This window comes from Candidatus Rhodobacter oscarellae, assembly GCF_001078595.1.
In the GTDB taxonomy this organism is placed as follows: domain Bacteria; phylum Pseudomonadota; class Alphaproteobacteria; order Rhodobacterales; family Rhodobacteraceae; genus Rhodobacter_B; species Rhodobacter_B oscarellae.
The window spans coordinates 704,554-723,117 of sequence record NZ_LFTY01000002.1 but is presented as its reverse complement, the minus strand read 5'-3'; the positions used below and the strand labels follow the sequence as shown (position 1 = coordinate 723,117).

The window sequence follows — 18,564 nt, the reverse complement described above, 5'->3', positions numbered from 1 at the left end:
ATTGCGCAACAGCCGCCGATGGCTCACTCAACTGTGTCGCTTAAGATATTGACCTCGCGCTCGTTCCGGCCTTGAAAGAGGCAATCATGCGCTAAGGGCGGCAAGGATTTGGGAAAAGGTCGAATGAAGCAGTTTGTTGCGGTTTTACTATTGGGCGTTGGCTTGCTGGGTTTTGGTCCCGCCGCGGCGCAGAGTGTGTTCGTGCAGATCGAGGCGCATCCCAACCTGCCCGACGCGGAAGACGCCGTGCGCGACTTTGCCTCCGACCTGCCGGATGTGAACGGGTTCCGCTTTGCCTCGGGCTGGTACGCCGTCGCGCTTGGGCCCTATGACCTGGCCACCGCCGTGGCGCGGGTCAACACGCTCAAGAGCCGCCGCGCGATCCCCGCCGACAGCTATTTGGTGGACGGCTCGACCTATTCGCAGCAATTCTACCCCATTGGGGCCAGCGCCCTGACCGCCCCGGCCGTCACCGCGCCCGCGCCAACGGCACCCGCCGCGCAGGTAGAGGTGCCCGCCCTTCAGGGAGGGACCGAGACGGCCGCCGCCCCGGAACCCGAACCCGAGCCCCTCATCCTCGAAGAGACCCGCCGCGAAGCCCTGCGCAGCGAGGGCCGGCTGTCCCGCCAGGACAGGTTCGACCTGCAGATTGCCCTGCAATGGTTCGGCTTCTATGAGGGCCGCATCGACGCCGCCTTTGGCCCTGGCACGCGGAACTCGATGGCCCGCTGGCAGTCCTCCAAGGGCTACGACGACACCGGCGTGCTGACCACCCGGCAACGCCAAGAGCTGATCACCGACTACACGACCGTACTGGCCTCGCTAAACTTGCAGCCCTGGCGCGATGACAGCGCGGGTATCGAGATGGAGCTGCCCACGGCGATGGTCGCCTTTGACCGCTACGAGCCGCCCTTTGCGCATTACAACGCCATCAACGACAGCGGCGTGAGGGTGCTCTTGATCAGCCAGGCCGGGAACGAGAACAGCCTGCTGGGCCTCTACGACATCATGCAGACGCTCAAGATTGTGCCGCTTGAGGGCGAGCGCGAGCGCCGCGCGAACCGCTTCACCCTGACCGGCGAGAACAGCGAGATCACCAGCTACACCCATGCGGTGCTGGATAATGGCGAGATCAAGGGCTTCACGCTGATCTGGCCCGTGGGCGAGGACAAGCGCCGCGAGGTGGCCCTAAAGGCGATGCGCGACAGCTTCACCCCGGTCAGCGGCACCGTCCTGCCGGACGTCGTCGGCGACGGCGCCTTAGAGCAGTCGCTGGACCTTGTCAGCGGCCTAGAGATCCGCCGCCCGATTGCTTCGCGCTCTGGCTTTTACGTGGACGGGCGCGGCACGATCCTGACCTCCACCGCCGCTGTCAATGGCTGCCAGCGGATCACCGTAGACGAGATCTATGACGCCGATGTGGTGGCCCGGGATGCCGCGCTTGGGCTGGCGCTTTTGCGGCCCAAGGAACGCTTGGCCCCCATCGAGTTCGCGCGCTTCCAGCCAAGCGTGCCGCGGCTGAAGTCCGAGGTGGCGGTCGCGGGCTATTCCTTCGAGGGCGCGCTTGGGTCCCCAACGGTGACCTTTGGCACCCTGGCCGACGTCAAGGGCCTGCGGGGCGAGCGCACCATGAAGCGCCTTGCGCTCAGCACCAGCCCCGGCGACGCGGGCGGCCCGGTGTTTGACGCCACGGGCTCTGTTATGGGGATGCTGCTGCCCAATGACACCGAGGGCGCCCGGCAATTGCCGGGCGACGTGAACTTTGCCACCGATAGCGCTGCAATCGCAGAGTTTATGTCCAATAACGGCATATCCGCGGCGGCGTCGGACGCCTCGACCACGGCGTCGCCAGAGGCCATCACCACGCGCGCGCAGAACCTGACCGTGCTGGTGGGCTGCTGGGACGAGTAAACCGGGTATTGGCGGGCGACCTCACCCGTCAAGCATCGCCGGGGTCATGTGCACAATCGTTGGCCCGTCGGCGGCAAGCGCCTCTGTGACCGCCGCCGCCAGCCCCTTCAGATCCGCCGGGCGCATGTATCCCGCGCCATAGGCCGCGGCCAGCGCGCCGAAATCGGGGTTCCTGGCATGCACGGCGATCGGCGCGATCTGCGCCTGCACCATGCCATCCTCGATCTCCTTGGAGGCCTCGTTGTCCCACAGAAGGATCGGCAGCGAGAGCCGCTCTTCCACCGCGGTGCCCAGCTCTTGCACGGTGTATTGAAAGCCGTAATCGCCCGCGATGGCCAGCACCGGCGCGTCGCCGACGCCGATCTTGCCGCCGATGGCGGCGGGCAGCGCGTAGCCCAGCGTGCCGAACCCCGTCGGATGGTGCCAACGCGCGGGCATGGACAGGTCCCAGACCTCCTTGGCCACATATGCGAACTGCGTCATGTCGGAATAGATCAGCGCCTCGGACGGGATCGCCCGCCGCAACGCGTCACAGATCGGCACGATTCCCGGGCGCTCGGCATCGGTCTCGGCGCGCCAGCCGGCGCGGGCATCCAAGACCTGCGCCTCGGTCCACTTGGTGTTCGCCTCCCAGCCATCCGTCGCCTCATAAAGCGCGAGGAAGAAGTCGTGGCTGTCCGCCAGGATCGGCACATCCGCGCGATGGTGGTCGACGAGCACCTCTGGGTCGATATCCACCCGCACCAACGGCGCGGCATGGCCCAGCTCTGTGCGCCAAAGGTCGGTCTCGGACAGCTCTGTGCCCACCGCCACGACCAGATCCGCGCTGGCGATCACATCGACAGAGCTGGGGCGTCCCAGATAGCTGCCGAAATGCAGCGGGGCAGAGGCCGGGATCAGTCCGCGCCCGGCATAGGTGGTGAAACTCGCGGCGCCAAAACGCTGCATCAGCGCGGGGCAAAGCAAGGATTGCGTGCCGCCGCCCAGGATAAACAGCGGCCTCTTGGCGGCGCGCAGATAGGGCAGCACCTCTTGCGCGATCTCGCCGCCCTGGGTCATGCGCTGCGGTGCCTCCAAGGCGGCGGGCGCCGCGGGTGCCGGCGCGCTCGCCAGAGATATCGGCACATGCAGCGCCTTGGGCCGGGGCCGCGCGCTTTCAAACTCCGACAGGGCGCGGTCAATCAGGCCAAAGGCGGCCTGAGGCGTGCGCGCGGTCTCGGACCAATCGCAGAACGTGCGCCCTGCCCCCTCCTGGTCGCGCATCTGGTGCAGCTGTCCGCGCGTCAGGGCGGTCTCGTCCAAGCAGGCAACCACGGCCAGCACCGACACGCTGTCAGAATAGGCCTGTCCCAGCGCCGTGGCCGCGTTCAGGAACCCCGGCCCAGTGATCAGGTAACACACGCCGGGCTGGCCCGTAGCGCGCGCATAGCCGTCCGCCATAAAGGCCGCTCCCTGCTCGTGCCGCGCCAGCACATGGCGCAAGCCCGACTGGTCGATGCCGCGATACATCTCGATATTATGCACGCCGGGGATGCCAAAGATCACCTCGACGCCGCGATCCGCCAGCATCGCCGAGATTTGTGCCCCCAAAGGCCGTTCTGTGCCCATTACGCTCTCCAGAAAGTTCCACCCAGGATGACGAAGACCGCCATCAATTCCAGCCGCCCGATCAGCATGCCCGCCGACAAGATCCACTTGGCCGTGTCGCTGAGCGTGCCGTAATAGCCCGCGGGGCCGATGATCTCGCCCAATCCTGGGCCTATATTCGCCAAAGCCGCCGCCGCGCCAGAGACCGAGGTCGTCAGGTCCAGCCCGGTCGCGCCCAGCAGCACCGACAGCACCCCCAGCGAGACGATGAAGGCCACAAAGAACACCATCACCGAGGACAGCACGTCGTCGCTGACCGGGCGCCCGTCATAGCGCGGCGTGAAGACGCCGTGCGGGGCGTGGATCTTGCTGATCTGCGCCCGGATGGACGCGATCAACAGCTGGTAGCGGAAGACCTTGATCGAGCAGCTCGTCGAGCCCGCGCAGCCACCGATCAGCCCGATGAAGAAGAACAGCACCACCGCGAACGGCCCCCAAAGCTGGTAATCCGTGCTGGCGTAGCCCGTGCCGGTGAAGATCGAGGTCACGTTGAACACGGTCGTGCGTATCGCCACCGGCCAGTCCACCCCGCCCTGCACCTGATAGGCCGCGATGGCCGCAAACAGCACCACCGAGATCGCCGCGAACCCGCGCACCTGTGGGTCGCGCAGCATCGGCGCGGTGCTGCCCGCCATCATCTGCACGTAGCGCACGAAGGGCAGGCTTGCGAGCGCCATAAAGACCGCGGCGACGTATTCCGCCGGGCCGCGGAACACTCCGAACGAGGCGTCATAGGTCGAGAACCCGCCCGTCGCCACCGTGGTCAGCGCGTGATTGAACGCGTGAAAGGCGGGCATGCCCACGGCGAAATAGGCCACACAGCAGGCCGCCGTCAGAAGGAAGTAAGCCACCGAGATCCGCGAGGCGATCTGGGCCGCGCGCGGCAGCACCTTGCCGTCGGTATCAAAGCTCTCGGAGCGGAAGATCTGCATCCCCCCCACCCGCAGCTCGGGCAGGAACACCATCGCCACCACGATGATCCCCACCCCGCCGAACCATTGCAGCATCGAGCGCCAGACCAGCACGCTGCGCGGCAGCTTCTCAAGCCCGATGAACACGGTGGAGCCGGTGGTGGTCAGGCCGGACATCGCCTCGAAAAACGCGTCGACGATGCGCGCATTCGGTTCGCCCAAAAGGAACGGGATCGCGCCGAAGACCGGCAGCAACAGCCACACGCCCGTGGTCAACAGAAAGGTCTGCTGCAGCGACAGCTTCGAGCGCACCGCGTTGGCCGAGGCCAGCGCCGCCAGCCCGCCCACCGCCATGGTCAGGATCGCCGATTCCAAAAACACCGGCCAATGGTCATCGCCGTAATAGAAATCCACGGCCAGCGGCACCAGCATCGCCGCGCCCAGCGCGGCCACGAGCAGGCCGGAGACATAGACTACGGGGCGCAAGTCGAACATGGGCGGCAGGCTTGGCGCGGGCGGCGCGCACTGTCAAGCGCGCAAGATCAAGCGGCCCGGGCTTTGGGTCGACTTCACCGCTTCACCGCGCGCGGGTCTTAGCCCAACTCAAAGCGGTGACACGGCCCGGATGGCTCCTTCACAAAAACTGGCCCGGCACCGGGCAGCGCCCAGGGGCGCTCCCTGCCGAGATGGCGGCGCAGCAGGGCGAGGCATTAAGACGACACTTTCCGGTTGTTCGGTGATTGGCCGCCATGGACCGGCCTCGGGCGCAAGATTCTCTTGTTTTTAAGACCCCGATGCGCTTTCGTTCTCAAAACCCTTTGGCGTAACCCTGTGCTGGGCGAAGTGTTTTTTTAAGGAATTGAGGTAGTTTGGGTTGTTTTGTGCAATTCACAAACCAGTAACTGACCGCGCGCGGCCATGTTAACCCGCCCAGAGCGCCTGCGGTGGAGCGGCGCGGTGCTGGTCTCGGTGCTGCTGGTCGCCGCGCTTGTGGCGCTTTGGTCGCGCTATGATTGCTGCTCGCTAGAGGATGTGGGCGCGGTCGACAGCTTTGATGACGTGCTGGCAGAGCTGAAGGCCGCGAAGTCGGACGAGCTGTTTCGCCTGACCACGGGCGTTTTTGTGCAGTCGCTGGCCTTTGAATCGGCCAGCGATGTGCGCGTCACCGGGCGGCTATGGCAGCGATTGCCGCCCGGGCGCGAGATGCCCGGGCGCGCCAAACTGGGCGTGATCTTCCCCGATGCGATCACCAAACACACCGCGAACCTGGAGAGGATCTACGCAGATTTTCAGCTTGAGGACAGCTCCACCCTGAACGTTTGGAACTTCCAGGTCGTGCTAAGGCAGTATTTCGACTACTTGGATTATCCGCTGGACGGCAAGCTGGTCTGGATCCGCTTCTGGACCAACGATGTCGAGAATCAGGTGCAGCTTATCCCCGATCTTGGCGCCTATGCGAGCACCGCTCCGGGGTCGCTGATGGGGATCTCCTCCAGCCTAAAGCGTTTCGACAAAAGTTTGAATCGGTTGGATTCCCACAGAGCTTGAACTGTGATTCACCTTGATAGGGAGGATCACATCATGCCAGCACCATTGTCGACAGAACTGCGCGACCGCTTTGCGCGTTTGATCAGGGAAGGACTGTCCGGGAGAGAAGCCTCACGCCGCCTTCAGGTTTCTGCCGCCACTGGCGCTCGATGGGCCGGTCGAATCCGGAGTACCGGGGCTGCCACTGTTGCACTGATGGGACGTCCTGCGGGATCGGGCAAGCTGGCCGACCATATAGAGTTCTTTAGGGAGTTGGTGACGCAGGACCCGGACATCACGTTATTCGAACTGCGTGATGCACTCGCTGATGCGGAAGGGGTTGCGGTCCATCATTCCGCCATTGCGGGGTTGCTCAAGCGCCTCGGCTTCACGCACAAAAAAAGTCGTTGGTGGCCTCCGAGCGCCGCCATGCCAAGGTAAGGCGACGGCGGGCTGATTGGTTTGCTCATCGCATTCCGGCCGTCGGGGCCTCACCGGATCGTGTTGTCTTCATTGACGAAACCGCCGTGAAGACGAACCTCACGCGGCTACGGGGCTGGGCGTCACGCGGCGAGCGCCTGACCATGGACGCGCCCTTCGGCAGTTGGGGGACGCAGACACTGATTGCCGGTCTGAGCTATGATGCGCTGATCGCACCCTGGGTCATCAAAGGCGCAATGGACGGTCCTGCTTTTGCCGCCTACATCCGCGAAGTGCTGGTGCCCGAAATCACACCCGGCACGGTGGTGATTCTCGACAACCTGGCCACGCATCGCAACAAGGAAGCAGCAGCCGCGCTAAAGGCGCATGGCTGCTGGTTTCTGTACCTGCCGCCACACTCCCCAGACCTCAACCCGATTGAACAAGCTTTCTCGAAGCTCAAGGCCCATCTCCGACGGATCGGAGCACGCTCGTTCACATCCGTCTTCAAAGCCATCGGTGAAATCTGTGACCTGTACGATCCGGAAGAATGCTCGAACTACTTCAAGGCCGCTGGATATGTCTCAAACTAATGTCGAAACGCTCTAGTGGCGGGCGAATGGTCCGTGGTCGACAGCTTTTTTGGCTACAAGCAGATGCATTACGGCACGGATTTCGGGCGCAACACCGGCGGCGCGGTGATGGGGCAGAGCACCCGGCCCGAGCTGCGGTTCCACGTCTTGCTTAGGCGCAACTTCACCGACGCATTCCTGGTGAACCTGGTGCCGCTTTTGGTGACCTATGGGCTGCTCTTCGGGCTGATGATGTCGGTGACGCGCAGCCCGCAACGGGCCGGGCGGCTGGGATTTACGACGCTGGCGGTGTTCGGCGCCTGCTCGGGGCTGTTCTTCATCTCCTTGGTGGGCCACATCCAGCTGCGCCAGGAGTTCGCGGGCTCGCAGATCGTCTATATCGAGTATTTCTACATCGTGTCCTACGTGGCGCTTCTGGTGGTGTCGATCTTCTCGTTCTCGGTCACCAGCGGCGAGGAGGCGGCGGATAACTGGTTCATGCGCGACGACGGGATCAATATGAAGCTGGGCTTCTGGCCGGTGCTTTTGACGGTGCTTCTGGCGATATCCTATTGGCGGCTTGGCCAGGGGATCTCTTTATAGGCCGGGCGCGAGGGCCTGGTACATCGGGCAGCGATGGGCGTCACTCCGCCGCCAGCGGGACCTCGTGCCGGGTCATTCCGGACAGGTGGTTGGCCACCACGCGGTCGATCAGCGCCTTGAAGGAGCCGAAATTCCCGTTGGGGCGCACCAGCGTTTCGTTCATGTAAAGCGCGCGGTCGATCTCGACCTGCACGACATGCTGCCCGCGGGACGGGCGCCCGTAATGCTGGGCCGTGTAGGCGCCTGCGAAGGGCGCGTTGCGCACCACGCGCAGCCCCTCTTCGGCAAAGGCGGCCTCGATCGCCTCCACGACGCCATGGTCCGCCGCCGCGCCAAAGCGGTCGCCCAAAACGATCTGCGGCTTGGGGTCCGCGGTGGTCACCGCGGCATCAATGGCCTCATGCGGCATCGAGTGGCAATCGATCAGGATGGCCTGCCCGTGTATGCGGTGCGTCTCGTTCAGCAGCTGCTGCAGCCGGTCGTGATAGGGCCGCCAGTAAGTGCTGATCCGATCGCGCGCGGCCTCCATCGAGATCTTGCCGCGATAGATCGCGCGCCCGTTCGACACCACGCGCGGGATCACGCCCAGCCCAGAGGTCACCCGCGGGTTATGCGCCACCTTGCGCACGCCCTCGATCAGGGCGGGGTCCAGCTCTTCGCTGGAGCGGTTGAGATCAATGAAGGCCCGCGGGGCGTTCGCCACCAGCAGAGCGGCGCCGAACTCGGGCGCCTTGTCGAACAGGATGTCGACAAACGCGTCCTCAGAGGACCGAATCGCGCGCTCGTCCAAAATGCTGTCGCGCAGGAAGGACCAGGGATAGTCGCGACCGCTATGCGGGCACGCGAAAATGACCGGGCTGGCCTGCACTTGCGGCATATTAAGCGAATAAGGCGCCTTTGGCATCTGCTCTCCTCTTGGGCGCAATATAGACCCTCGGAAGAATATTCAAAAGGCCTTGAACCGCGCGCGCTTCCCTTTTATACGCCAGCGGACCGGTCGGGCCTGCCCGTTCCAATCCGGGCGATTAGCTCAGCGGTAGAGCACTTCGTTGACATCGAAGGGGTCACTGGTTCGATCCCAGTATCGCCCACCATCCGCCCGCTCGCGGGCACAGAGTTTCACCCGGCGCAGCCAGGCGCCGCACGATAGGAGAGAGCGCATGAAGGTACGTAACTCGCTTCGTTCGCTGAAGAACCGCCATCGCGATTGCCGCGTCGTGCGCCGTAAAGGCCGCGTCTACGTGATCAACAAGACCCAGCGACGGTTCAAAGCGCGCCAGGGCTAGGCGCAAGCCACCTGGAAATAGCACATGCAGGGGCCGCCCGTGGGGCGGCTTTTTGCGTTTATGCCCACTGTCTACAGCGGATCTTGAGTCTGCAGCGGATCGCGAGCAACCTGTCATGCAGGTTTGCGCGGAATGCGCCAGAACCCGTTGATTTTGTGAGCGCCCGCCCGGCTACCCGTCCGGCCAGACGCCAAACGCGGTTCACCAATCGAGCGCCATGCGCCGCCTACTCGGAGCGATTGCGCATATCGCGCCCGTCCTCGTCCCGGCCGCGACCGGCCTGGGGGTCCTGCGGGACCGCGCCGCGTTTCTTCGACATCCTGCCCGATGCGGCGTTTATGCCCGCGTTTATGCCGCGCCCGATAAGCTGCCGCATGACGATGCGCATGACCATGTTTATCAATTGATTGACGTTCATTTTCGCCGCCTCCACTCTGCCTCTGGGGCGCTATAGCACGGAATTCTGGCGAATTTGAGGTATCTGCGAAAAAGTGATCGCAGGGGGCGATCTTGGCACGGCGGCCCGCGCCGCTTTCTGGAGGGAAAGCGGGTGGGTGGGTGGGCTTTCCCTTCAGAAGGCGCGCCGGGCCGCCCCTATTCCTCGAACATCTCGCTTTGGCCACGGGCGTCGGGATCGTCGTCCTCCTCCGCGCTGCCCAGGGGCAGATCGCCCGGCGGCGGGCGGTTGTCCAACAGACCGGCCTGGCGCAGCTCCTTCAGCCCCGGCAGGTCGCGCGCCGAGCCCAGCCCGAAATGGTCCAGGAACTCCTCGGTGACCACATAGGTCACCGGGCGGCCCGGAGACATGCGCCGCCGCCCAAAGCGAATCCATTCCAGCTCGAGCAGCTGATCCACGGTGCCGCGGCTGACCGAGACGCCGCGAATCTCTTCGATCTCGGCCCGCGTCACCGGCTGGTGGTAGGCGATGATCGCCAGGGTCTCGATGGCCGCGCGGCTCAGCTTGCGCGTCTCAACGACCTCCTTTTGCATCAGAAAGCCCAGATCGGGCGCGGTGCGCAAAGCCCAGGCATCCCCCACGCGGATCAGGTGCACGCCCCTGCCCTCATAGCGCTTCTTGAGCCCCACCAATGCCTCGGCGGCGTCAGAGCCATGCGGCATGCGCGCGTTCAGTTCGGCCACTTTCACCGGCTCGGCGCTGGCAAAGAGGATCGCCTCGACCATGCGCTCTTGCTCGCCCAGGGGCGGTGCCTCGAACAGGCTCTCTTCGCGCGCTTGGTCCTGCGCGTCATCGGGCGGCGGGGTCGTTATGTCAGTCATCGGTCGTCTCTTTTCGCCTGATCTGGATCGGCGCGTAGGTCTCGGCCTGGCGCAGCTCGATCCGGCCCTCTTTGGTCAGCTCCAGCGAGGCCGCGAAGGTCGCGGCGGTGGCCGAGCGGCGCAGCGCGGGGTCCCCGCCCCAGCCATCCGGCAGGTAGCTGGTCAGGTCGGTCCATTCCCCCGCAAAGCCGATCAGCGGGCGCATCCGGTCCAGCGCCTGCTCGAGCGTCAGGATGCGGTCGCGGTCCATCACATAGGGGCGGAACTCGTCCTTGGTGCGGATGCGCGCGTAGCCCTGCATCAGGTCCAAGAGCGTCGCGGTATAGGTCACCGTGCGGATGCGGGCCACGTCCTCTGGCACGCCGCGCACGAAGAAATCGCGCCCCTTCTGGTCACGGGCCATCAGCTTGGCGGCCTGCTCGCGCATCGCCTGAAGGCGCTCTAGCTGGAAGGCCAGATGCGCGGCCAGCTCCTCGCCCGAGGGGCCCTCTTCGCCGGGCTCCGGCGGCAGCAGCAGGCGGGATTTTAGGAAGGCCAGCCAGGCGGCCATCACCAGGTAATCCGCCGCCAGCTCGAGGCGCAGCTTCTTGGCCTGGTCGACGAATTTCAGGTATTGCTCGGCCAAGTCCAGGATCGAGATCGCCCGAAGGTCGACCTTTTGCGTGCGCGACAGCGTCAGCAGCAGGTCCAGCGGCCCCTCGAACCCGTCCACGTCGACAATCAGCGCCTCCGCCGCGCGGCGCGCGTCAATCGAGGTCACGGTGTCGGTCTCGATGTCGGTTTCCGGCTCTGCCATATCCCCGCCGCGGTCAGAGGCGCGCGATCTCCGCAGTTCCGCGCGCCAGAAGCGCCTCAAGCTCGGCCTCAACGGCCTGGATGTCAATGGGGTTTGGGGTTTGCCGCTCTGCCAGAGCGGCCTCGGCGCGGGCCAATGCCGCGCCCTCAAGCGAGCCGGAGGCGGCCACAATCTGGCGCATCTCATCCAGATCGCCATTGCAATGCAGCACCAAATCGCACCCCGCCGCGCGGCTGGAGCGGGCGCGGTCGGTCAGCGCGCCGTCCAGCGCCTCCATCGAGATGTCGTCGGTCATCAGGAGCCCGTCAAAGCCGATCTCTTCCCGGATCACCCGATGGATCGCCGGGGACTGCGTCGCGGGGCGGTCCGGATCGAAGGCGGTGAACACCACATGGGCGGTCATGCCCATCTTAAGATCGCTCAGCGCCTTAAAAGGCGCAAAGTCATGCCCCCGCAGCACTTCGGCATGGTCCTCGACCACGGGCAGATGCAGGTGGCTGTCGACAAAGGCGCGGCCATGGCCCGGCATATGCTTGAGCACCGGCAGCACGCCGGCGGCCTTCAGCCCATTGGCCACCGCACGGCCCGCGGCGGCCACAACGCCCGGCTCCATGCCGTAGCAGCGGTTCTTGAGGATGGGATGCGTGCAGGGTTCCGCCACATCCGCCATCGGGGTGCAGTTGACGTCGATGCCAAGCGCGCGGTGTTCCGCGCCGATCAGCATCGCGCGCAGCTCCATCGAGCGCGCCCCGCCCGTGCCCGCCCGCGCCATCTGGTCGAGCGGCGGCAGGTGCTGGCGCCAATGCGGCGGCGACAGGCGTTGCACCCGCCCGCCCTCTTGGTCGATGAGGATCGGTGCCTCCCAGCCCACGGCGTTGCGCAGACCGTCGGTCAGACGCCGGACCTGATCCGGCGTCTCAAGGTTGCGGGCAAAGAGGATGAAGCCCCAAGGCTGGGCCTCGGCAAAAAACGCGCGCTCCTCGGCCCGCAGGCGCGGCCCGAGGCAGCCCAGAATGGCGGCGCTGCGCGGCTGCGGCATTAGCGCACGACGACCGGGATGCAGGCCTGACGGTCGGCCTCCATCGCTGCGCAAAAGCGCCGCGCCTCGCTGATATCGGCAAAGCCCATGGCCCGCAGGCGATAGAAGGTCTTGCCGCCGGACACGGCCTCTTGCACCACGCGGGACTTGCCGCGCATGAAATCGGCGAAGCGCGCCAGCAGGACGTCCCAGGCCTCGCGGGCCGCATCGGGGCTGTCATAGGCGCCGAATTGCACCAGGCGGGTGCCCGCGGGCACGCGGCTTGGCTCGACCTCGACGGTAGGGCGCGCAGAGGCGATCGCCACGGACGAGGCCACGGCCTCGGCGGTCAGATCGGCAATAGCGGGGCGCGGGCGCGGCACCAAAGAGCGCTTAACCCCCGGCACATCGGGAGAAATCACCGGGGTCAGGGTTCCGGCCAGCGGGGTCACGCCCGAGGCCAGCTCCTCGGCCATGGCCTGCAGTTCTTCGCGAGACGGGCGCACCAGCGGTGCGACGTCACCGGCGGTGTCGACTTCGGCGTCGACGATTTCGACCTCTGCCAATTGCGGGCGCGGCAGGTCCTCTTGGGTCAGATCCAAAGGCGCGGGCGCCAGCACCAGCCGCTCTGGCGGCGCGGCGGCGCCGCCCTCGGCTGCGACAGAGTTCACCGCCAGCCCCTGATGCGCGGCCTGATAGCCGCCCGGGTCCTCGGGCGCGATCCGCATCGGCCCCTCAAGCGCGCGCACCACCGGCACGCCCGAGACGTCACGCATCGCCAGCTGATAGCCCCACACGGCCAGCCCAATCACCAGGGCGACTGACAACAGCGCCCCGACCCAACTAAGCAACATAGAAATCAGGCCAGCGCCGTCATCGGCCTCGCCAAAGGGGACTCCCCCCGCGTCAATCTCTGCAAAATCTGCCATCTCTGCCTCATTGCCCACGGCTTATATGCCGCCGGTCACTCTTGCCTGCTCGTGACCCGCTGATGGACGAGATGCGGTCTGTTCGCCGCGCGCTTTAGCGCATTTCTTCGACCGGGGTCACGCCTAGGATACCCAATCCGGCTGAAATAACAACGCCAACGGCCTCTGGCAGCGCAATTTTTTCCGAAGTGGCACCTGGGGATTGCTCCTGGAAGAAGCGCAAATCGGGGTTGTCGTTGCCCTTATTCCACAGCGCGTGGAAATTCCCGGCCAATTCATAGAGATAGAAGGCGATCCTATGCGGCTCGTTGGTGCGCGCGGCGATTTCGACCAGGCGCGGCCACTCGGCGAGCTTCTTGGCCAGGTCGATCTCGGCGGCGTCCTCGATGCGTGGCGCAGCCGCCGCCAGCCCCGCGGCCTCGGCCTTGCGCAGCACCGAGCGCACCCGCGCATGGGCGTATTGCACGTAGAAGACCGGGTTGTCCTTGGACTGCTCCAGCACCTTGTCAAAGTCGAAATCCAGCGGCGCGTCGTTCTTGCGCGTCAGCATCACGAACCGGGTCACATCCGGACCCACCTGCTTGACCACGTCGCGCAGGGTCACGAAGGTGCCCGCCCGCTTGGACATCTTAAAGGGCTGGCCGTTCTTGAACAGCTTCACCAGCTGCGTGAGCTTGATGTCCAGCGAGACCTTCTCGTCCGACAGCGCCGCCACCACGGCCTTGAGACGCTTCACATAGCCGCCATGGTCCGCGCCGAACACATTAATGATCGCCTCGAAGCCCCTGGAAACTTTGTCATAATGATAGGCGATGTCCGGCGCGAAATAGGTCCAGGCCCCGTCTGACTTCATGATCGGGCGGTCCACATCGTCGCCATAGGCCGTGGCGCGGAACAGCGTCTGCTCGCGCGGCTCCCAATCCTCGGGCGCCTTGCCCTTGGGCGGCTCCAGCACGCCGCGATAGATCAGATCCTTGGCCTCAAGGCTGCCAATCGCCGCCTCGATCTTGCCGGTGTCATAGAGCGACTTCTCGGAGAAGTAGTTGTCCATCTCGATGCCGAGCTGCGCCAGGTCCTCGCGGATCAGCGCCATCATGGCCTCGGTTGCGAACTCGCGGACCTCTGTCAGCCAGAACTGCTCGCCCTTGTCGACGAAGGCGTCGCCGACCTTGGCCTTCAGCGCCTCGCCTACCGCGATCAGGTAGTCGCCGGGATAGGTGCCATCCTCGAAGGCGACCTCCTGGCCATGCGCCTCCAGGTAGCGCAGGTAGACCGACCGCGCGAGCACATCGACCTGCGCGCCGCCATCGTTGATGTAGTATTCCCGCGTGACGTCAAAGCCCGCGTAATCCAGCAGCGAGGCCAGGGCGTCGCCAAAGACCGCGCCGCGGGTGTGGCCCACATGCAAGGGCCCGGTGGGGTTGGCCGAGACATACTCGACCATGACCTTGCGGCCCTGCCCCATCTGCGAGCGGCCAAATCCGGGTGCCGCCAGCACGGAGCGCACCACATCGGCCCAGATCCCCGGCGCCAGGCGCAGGTTCAGGAACCCCGGCCCGGCCACCTCTGCGCTCACCACGCGAGGATCGCCCGCCAGCCGAGCCGCCAACGCCTCGGCGATATCGCGGGGCTTCATCTTGGCGGGCTTGGCCAGCACCATCGCGGCATTGGTCGCCATATCGCCATGGGCGGCGTCACGCGGCGGCTCGACCGTCACGTTCTTGGTGTCCAGCCCCGCGGGCAGCTCCGCTGCCTCGGCCATGTCGTCCAGCGTGGAGATCACCAGCGCGCGGATCTCGGCGAATAAATGCATGTGCCATGCCTCTCTTGGTTGGCGCGGGGTTTAGCACCCCCCGCCCGGAGGTCAACGGTTGGCGGGCAGGCAGGCCGCGGCTTCTGTCGGCCACGCCGTGGCGCGGAGCGGTTGTTAACGAGGGGTGAACGATGCGGGCGGCGGATTTTGCCGTGGGGACGCGATTCGGGCGGTTGATGGCTTATTTTGTTGGCAAACCCGCTGTCGGCAAAGCGTCGGCAAAGTGTCGGCCTTGCGTATGGCACTTGGTCGGGCGGGGGGCGTGGTTAATGACCCGTGCGGTGGTGGGGGCGATGCGGCTTCGTTGGGGAGCGGTGCGTGAGACCCCGTGCCCTGTGTTTGCGTCAAAAAATAGTGCCCTATGATCGCGGTGGGCAGATTGCCCACCCTACAGCGCGCTGGAGGGCCGCGACTTCCGGCCTCAATATCCGCGCAACTCCCGTTCGGAGAGGTGATCTGCGCGCCGTTCTCGTCAGTGATCAGCCCACCGAGCCCAGCTGGTCGGTATGGATCGCCTCGCAGCCGTGCTCCGCCGCCCCGCCGGGCCTATAATGCGCCAGCTTGCTCGCCAGAAGACGCTTGAAATTCCAAGGCCGAGCACAGAGGTATTGCCCGCAAGGGAGGTGCGCGGATGAAACGGATTGCGATGCTGATGGCCCTGGCGCTGGCCGGGGTGGGCGCTAGCGGCGCGGCGGGGGCCGAGACCAAGGTTCCGGGCAGCGATTTGGAGGTCAAGCTCTCCTACGCGCCGGTGGTCAAGGCCGTGGTGCCCTCGGTGGTCAATATCTACGCCAAGCGCGTGGTGGAAAGCCGCGCCTCGCCTTTTGCCAACGACCCGTTCTTTCGCGAGTTCTTCGGCGATTTGCGCGCCCGGCCGCGGCTGCAGAACTCGCTGGGCTCTGGCGTGATCCTGGGCGACGGGCTGGTGGTGTCGAACTTCCATGTGGTGGGTAACGCCACCGACATCCGCGTGGTGCTGGCCGATAAGCGCGAATACGATGCCGAGCTGGTGCTGGGCGACGCGCAGACCGACCTTGCGGTGCTGCGGATGCGCGACGCGCCGGACCTACCCGCGCTGGGTTTTGCCGACAGCGACGCGGTGGAGGTGGGCGACCTGGTGCTGGCCGTGGGCAACCCGTTTGGCGTCGGTCAGACCGTGTCGAGCGGGATCATCTCGGCCCGGGCGCGCACGGGCCAAGTCGCTGGTCGGAAAGGATATTTCATCCAGACGGACGCGCCGATCAACCCGGGCAATTCCGGTGGCGCCCTGGTGGATATGGCCGGGCGTTTGGTGGGGATCAACAGCGCGATTGTGACGCGCTCCGGCGGCTCTAACGGGATCGGCTTTGCCATCCCCGGCAACCTGGTGCGGCAATATGTGCGCCAGGCGGAGGCCGGGGCCGAGGCGCTGGAGCGGCCCTGGGCGGGGGTCACGGTGCAGCCCATCGACGGCCCCCTGGCGGAAGCCCTGGGGCTGGATCGCCCGCAGGGCGTGCTGATCTCGGCGCTGCATCCGGCCAGCCCCTTTGCCGCGGCGGGCCTGACGGTTGGCGACGTGGTCACCGCCATTGGCGGCCATCCCGTGGATGGCGGGCCCGAGATGCTGTTTCGGCTTATGACCATGGGCGTGGGTGGCACGACCGAGGTCGGCTATCTGCATGATTTCGAACCGGAAACCTCTGAGGTCGCGCTGATCACCGCGCCTGAGGATCCGCCACGCGAGCCCATCACCGTGACCAGCCAGAGCGTGCTGCGCGGGCTGAGCGTGGCCAATTTGAACCCGGCGCTGATCTCGGAGATGGGCCTGGGCTTCGAAGCTAAGGGCGTGGTGGTGGTCGGCGTGGATGGCGAGGCCCGCCGGGCGCGCCTGCGCAAGGGCGACATCCTGCGCGCGGTGAATGGCGAGGCGATCGAGCGCTCGACCGATCTCAGCCGGATCACGCGAGCGCGGCCCCGGGTGCTGGAGATCACCTTCGAGCGCGGCGGGCAGCGCGGGGTGCTGCGGCTGCGCAATCGTTAGCAAGATGTGAAGGCGGCGGGCGGCGCGGGCTCGCTCCAACCCGCGAATCGGTGCGTTAACGGCTTATTCTGTTGGCAAATCCCCGGTCGGCCATGCGTCGGCAAAACGTCGGCCTTGCGTATGGCACCTGTCGGGTGGGTGGCCATGGTTAACAGGGCGCGCGGTGGGTGCCGGGTGGTGCGTGAGATCACGCGCCGTCCACCGCTCTGTCGGGCAAAGATGGGTTGGAAACCCATCCTACGCCCTTGCAGATGTTGCGCGCGGGGACGCCCCATAGGGCGGAGGAGCGGCCTGCCATTGTGCCCTCTGACGCGATGGCCTATCTCTGCGGGCAAACCGCTCAATGGAGGCTCCCATGGACGAACCCACCGATTACGGCTTTGACACGCTGCAGATCCACGCCGGTTCCCGCCCCGACCCGGCCACCGGCGCCCGCCAGACGCCGATCTACCAGACCACGGCCTATGTCTTTCGCGACGCCGACCATGCCGCGGCCCTGTTCAACCTCCAAGAGGTGGGCTTTATCTACTCGCGCCTGACCAACCCCACCGTCGCCGTTCTGGCCGAGCGCATCGCCGCGCTTGAGGGCGGTGAGGGCGCGGTCTGCTGCTCTTCGGGGCACGCGGCCCAGCTTATGGCGCTCTTCCCGCTGATGGGGCCGGGCAAGAACATCGTCTCGTCCAACCGCCTCTATGGCGGCACCGTCACCCAGTTCAGCCAGACCATCAAGCGCTTCGGCTGGGGCTGCACCTTCGTGGACACTGACGATCTGGACGCGGTGAAGGCGGCCATCGACGAGGACACCCGGGCGATCTTCTGCGAGACCATCGCCAACCCGGGCGGCTACATCACCGACCTGGACGCGCTGGCCAAGATCGCCGATGCCGCGGGCATCCCGCTGATCGTCGACAACACCTCGGCCACGCCCTACCTTTGCCGCCCCATCGAGCACGGCGCCACCCTGGTGGTGCATTCCACCACCAAGTACCTGACCGGCACCGGCACCGTGACCGGCGGCGCCGTGGTGGATAGCGGCGCCTTCAACTGGTCGGCCAATGACAAGTTCCCCAGCCTCAGCCAGCCCGAGCCCGCCTATCACGGGCTGAAGTTCCACGAGACCTTCGAGCACCTGGCCTACACCTTCCATGCCATCGCCGTGGGCCTGCGCGACCTGGGCATGACGATGAACCCGCAGGCGGCGCATTACACGCTTCTGGGCATGGAGACGCTGAGCCTGCGCATGGAAAAGCACGTCGCCAACGCGATGACGGTGTCGGAGTGGCTGGAGGGCCATCCCGCCGTTGAGGCGGTGACCTATGCGGGGCTGAAAAGCTCGCCCTATTACGACCGGGTCGAGAAGATCTGCCCGCGCGGCGCCGGCGCGCTGTTCACCGTGTCGCTGAAGGGCGGCTATGACGCCTGCCTGAAGCTGGTGGATAACCTGGAGCTGTTTAGCCATGTGGCCAACCTGGGCGATGCGCGCTCGCTGATCATCCACCCGGCCTCGACCACGCACCGGCAGCTGACCGCCGAGCAGCAGGTCGCGGCGGGCGCCGCCCCCAATATCGTGCGCCTGTCGATTGGCATCGAGGACCCGCGCGACATCATCGCCGATCTCGAGCAGGCGCTGGCCAAGGCCGGATCGCCTGGCAAGGCGACCTCGCCGCACTCCAAAGGCACGCCCGCGACCTCGATCCAGAAGAAGGCGGGCTAAGACCCGCGTAAATAGACAAAAATTTGACGCAGAAACCGCCCCCAGACGCATCGTTTGGGGGCGGTTTTTGCGTGGAACATGTCATATGTTAACGCCCGCTTAGAGGTTGTGGGTCAAGC

At 65.7% G+C, this 18,564-nt stretch carries 16 protein-coding genes and 1 tRNA gene; 8 read left to right on the top strand and 9 right to left on the bottom strand.

Features of this window, described 5'->3' with window-relative positions:
- Window positions 1-123 precede the first annotated feature (123 nt).
- A complete protein-coding gene (locus AIOL_RS08520) occupies window positions 124-1,911 on the top strand; it encodes a serine protease (RefSeq protein ID WP_049642590.1) in 1,788 nt (595 codons plus the stop codon).
- A gap of 21 nt (window positions 1,912-1,932) precedes the next feature.
- Here AIOL_RS08520 and AIOL_RS08515 read toward each other — a convergent pair whose 3' ends face one another.
- Window positions 1,933-3,519: a thiamine pyrophosphate-binding protein gene (locus AIOL_RS08515; RefSeq protein ID WP_082152484.1), complete on the bottom strand. Its 1,587-nt coding sequence runs from the start codon at window positions 3,517-3,519 to the stop codon at window positions 1,933-1,935.
- Window positions 3,519-4,964, bottom strand: coding sequence for a TrkH family potassium uptake protein (locus AIOL_RS08510; protein ID WP_049642588.1), 1,446 nt, complete (start codon window positions 4,962-4,964; stop codon window positions 3,519-3,521). Before AIOL_RS08510 ends, AIOL_RS08515 begins: the two co-directional genes overlap by 1 nt.
- Before the next feature lie 423 nt (window positions 4,965-5,387).
- Here AIOL_RS08510 and AIOL_RS08505 point away from each other — a divergent pair, with 423 nt between their 5' ends.
- From AIOL_RS08505 to AIOL_RS08490, 3 genes are all read left to right on the top strand, one after another.
- Window positions 5,388-6,017 (top strand): hypothetical protein, encoded by a 630-nt coding sequence (locus tag AIOL_RS08505; RefSeq protein WP_049642587.1) that lies wholly within the window; start codon window positions 5,388-5,390, stop codon window positions 6,015-6,017.
- Window positions 6,018-6,050: 33 nt separating this feature from the next.
- Window positions 6,051-7,009, top strand: a protein-coding gene (locus tag AIOL_RS24295) for an IS630 family transposase (RefSeq protein WP_152912289.1) whose coding sequence is annotated in 2 segments (ribosomal slippage) — window positions 6,051-6,392 and window positions 6,395-7,009 — 957 coding nt in all. Because the reading frame shifts where the segments join, the coding sequence is not laid out codon by codon here.
- A gap of 15 nt (window positions 7,010-7,024) precedes the next feature.
- Window positions 7,025-7,591, top strand: a complete 567-nt coding sequence (locus AIOL_RS08490) for a hypothetical protein (protein WP_049642586.1) — start codon at window positions 7,025-7,027, stop codon at window positions 7,589-7,591.
- A gap of 40 nt (window positions 7,592-7,631) precedes the next feature.
- Here the strand turns inward: AIOL_RS08490 and AIOL_RS08485 are convergent, their stop codons facing one another.
- On the bottom strand, window positions 7,632-8,495 hold the full coding sequence (locus AIOL_RS08485) for an N-formylglutamate amidohydrolase (protein ID WP_049642585.1): 864 nt from the start codon (window positions 8,493-8,495) through the stop codon (window positions 7,632-7,634).
- 115 nt (window positions 8,496-8,610) lie between these two features.
- Between AIOL_RS08485 and AIOL_RS08480 the strand changes: the two genes are divergently transcribed.
- A tRNA-Val gene (locus tag AIOL_RS08480) sits at window positions 8,611-8,685 on the top strand.
- Between the two features lie 66 nt (window positions 8,686-8,751).
- On the top strand, window positions 8,752-8,877 hold the full coding sequence (ykgO, locus tag AIOL_RS24290) for a type B 50S ribosomal protein L36 (protein ID WP_005850168.1): 126 nt from the start codon (window positions 8,752-8,754) through the stop codon (window positions 8,875-8,877).
- 226 nt (window positions 8,878-9,103) lie between these two features.
- Here the strand turns inward: ykgO and AIOL_RS08475 are convergent, their stop codons facing one another.
- From AIOL_RS08475 to argS, 6 genes are all read right to left on the bottom strand, one after another.
- Window positions 9,104-9,295, bottom strand: coding sequence for a hypothetical protein (locus AIOL_RS08475; protein WP_152912429.1), 192 nt, complete (start codon window positions 9,293-9,295; stop codon window positions 9,104-9,106).
- Window positions 9,296-9,471: 176 nt separating this feature from the next.
- A complete protein-coding gene (gene scpB, locus AIOL_RS08470; protein WP_049642583.1) occupies window positions 9,472-10,155 on the bottom strand; it encodes an SMC-Scp complex subunit ScpB in 684 nt (227 codons plus the stop codon).
- Window positions 10,148-10,951: a segregation and condensation protein A gene (locus tag AIOL_RS08465; RefSeq protein WP_049645338.1), complete on the bottom strand. Its 804-nt coding sequence runs from the start codon at window positions 10,949-10,951 to the stop codon at window positions 10,148-10,150. The genes scpB and AIOL_RS08465 overlap by 8 nt, the downstream gene beginning before the upstream one ends.
- A 13-nt stretch (window positions 10,952-10,964) precedes the next feature.
- Window positions 10,965-11,990: a glycoside hydrolase family 3 N-terminal domain-containing protein gene (locus AIOL_RS08460; protein ID WP_049642582.1), complete on the bottom strand. Its 1,026-nt coding sequence runs from the start codon at window positions 11,988-11,990 to the stop codon at window positions 10,965-10,967.
- Window positions 11,990-12,898 carry an SPOR domain-containing protein gene (locus AIOL_RS08455; protein WP_049642581.1) on the bottom strand — a complete coding sequence of 303 codons (909 nt, stop codon included), beginning with the start codon at window positions 12,896-12,898 and terminating at the stop codon, window positions 11,990-11,992. Before AIOL_RS08455 ends, AIOL_RS08460 begins: the two co-directional genes overlap by 1 nt.
- Window positions 12,899-12,992: 94 nt before the next feature.
- A complete protein-coding gene (gene argS / locus AIOL_RS08450; protein WP_049642580.1) occupies window positions 12,993-14,711 on the bottom strand; it encodes an arginine--tRNA ligase in 1,719 nt (572 codons plus the stop codon).
- A gap of 631 nt (window positions 14,712-15,342) precedes the next feature.
- On the opposite strand from argS, the gene AIOL_RS08445 reads away from it, so the two are divergent.
- Both AIOL_RS08445 and AIOL_RS08440 read left to right on the top strand, forming a co-directional pair.
- The gene (locus tag AIOL_RS08445) at window positions 15,343-16,731 is read left to right on the top strand and encodes a trypsin-like peptidase domain-containing protein (RefSeq protein ID WP_049642579.1); all 1,389 of its coding nucleotides are present in this window, start codon (window positions 15,343-15,345) and stop codon (window positions 16,729-16,731) included.
- A 355-nt stretch (window positions 16,732-17,086) separates the two neighbouring features.
- Window positions 17,087-18,445, top strand: a complete 1,359-nt coding sequence (locus AIOL_RS08440) for an O-acetylhomoserine aminocarboxypropyltransferase/cysteine synthase family protein (protein WP_082152483.1) — start codon at window positions 17,087-17,089, stop codon at window positions 18,443-18,445.
- Window positions 18,446-18,564 lie beyond the last annotated feature (119 nt).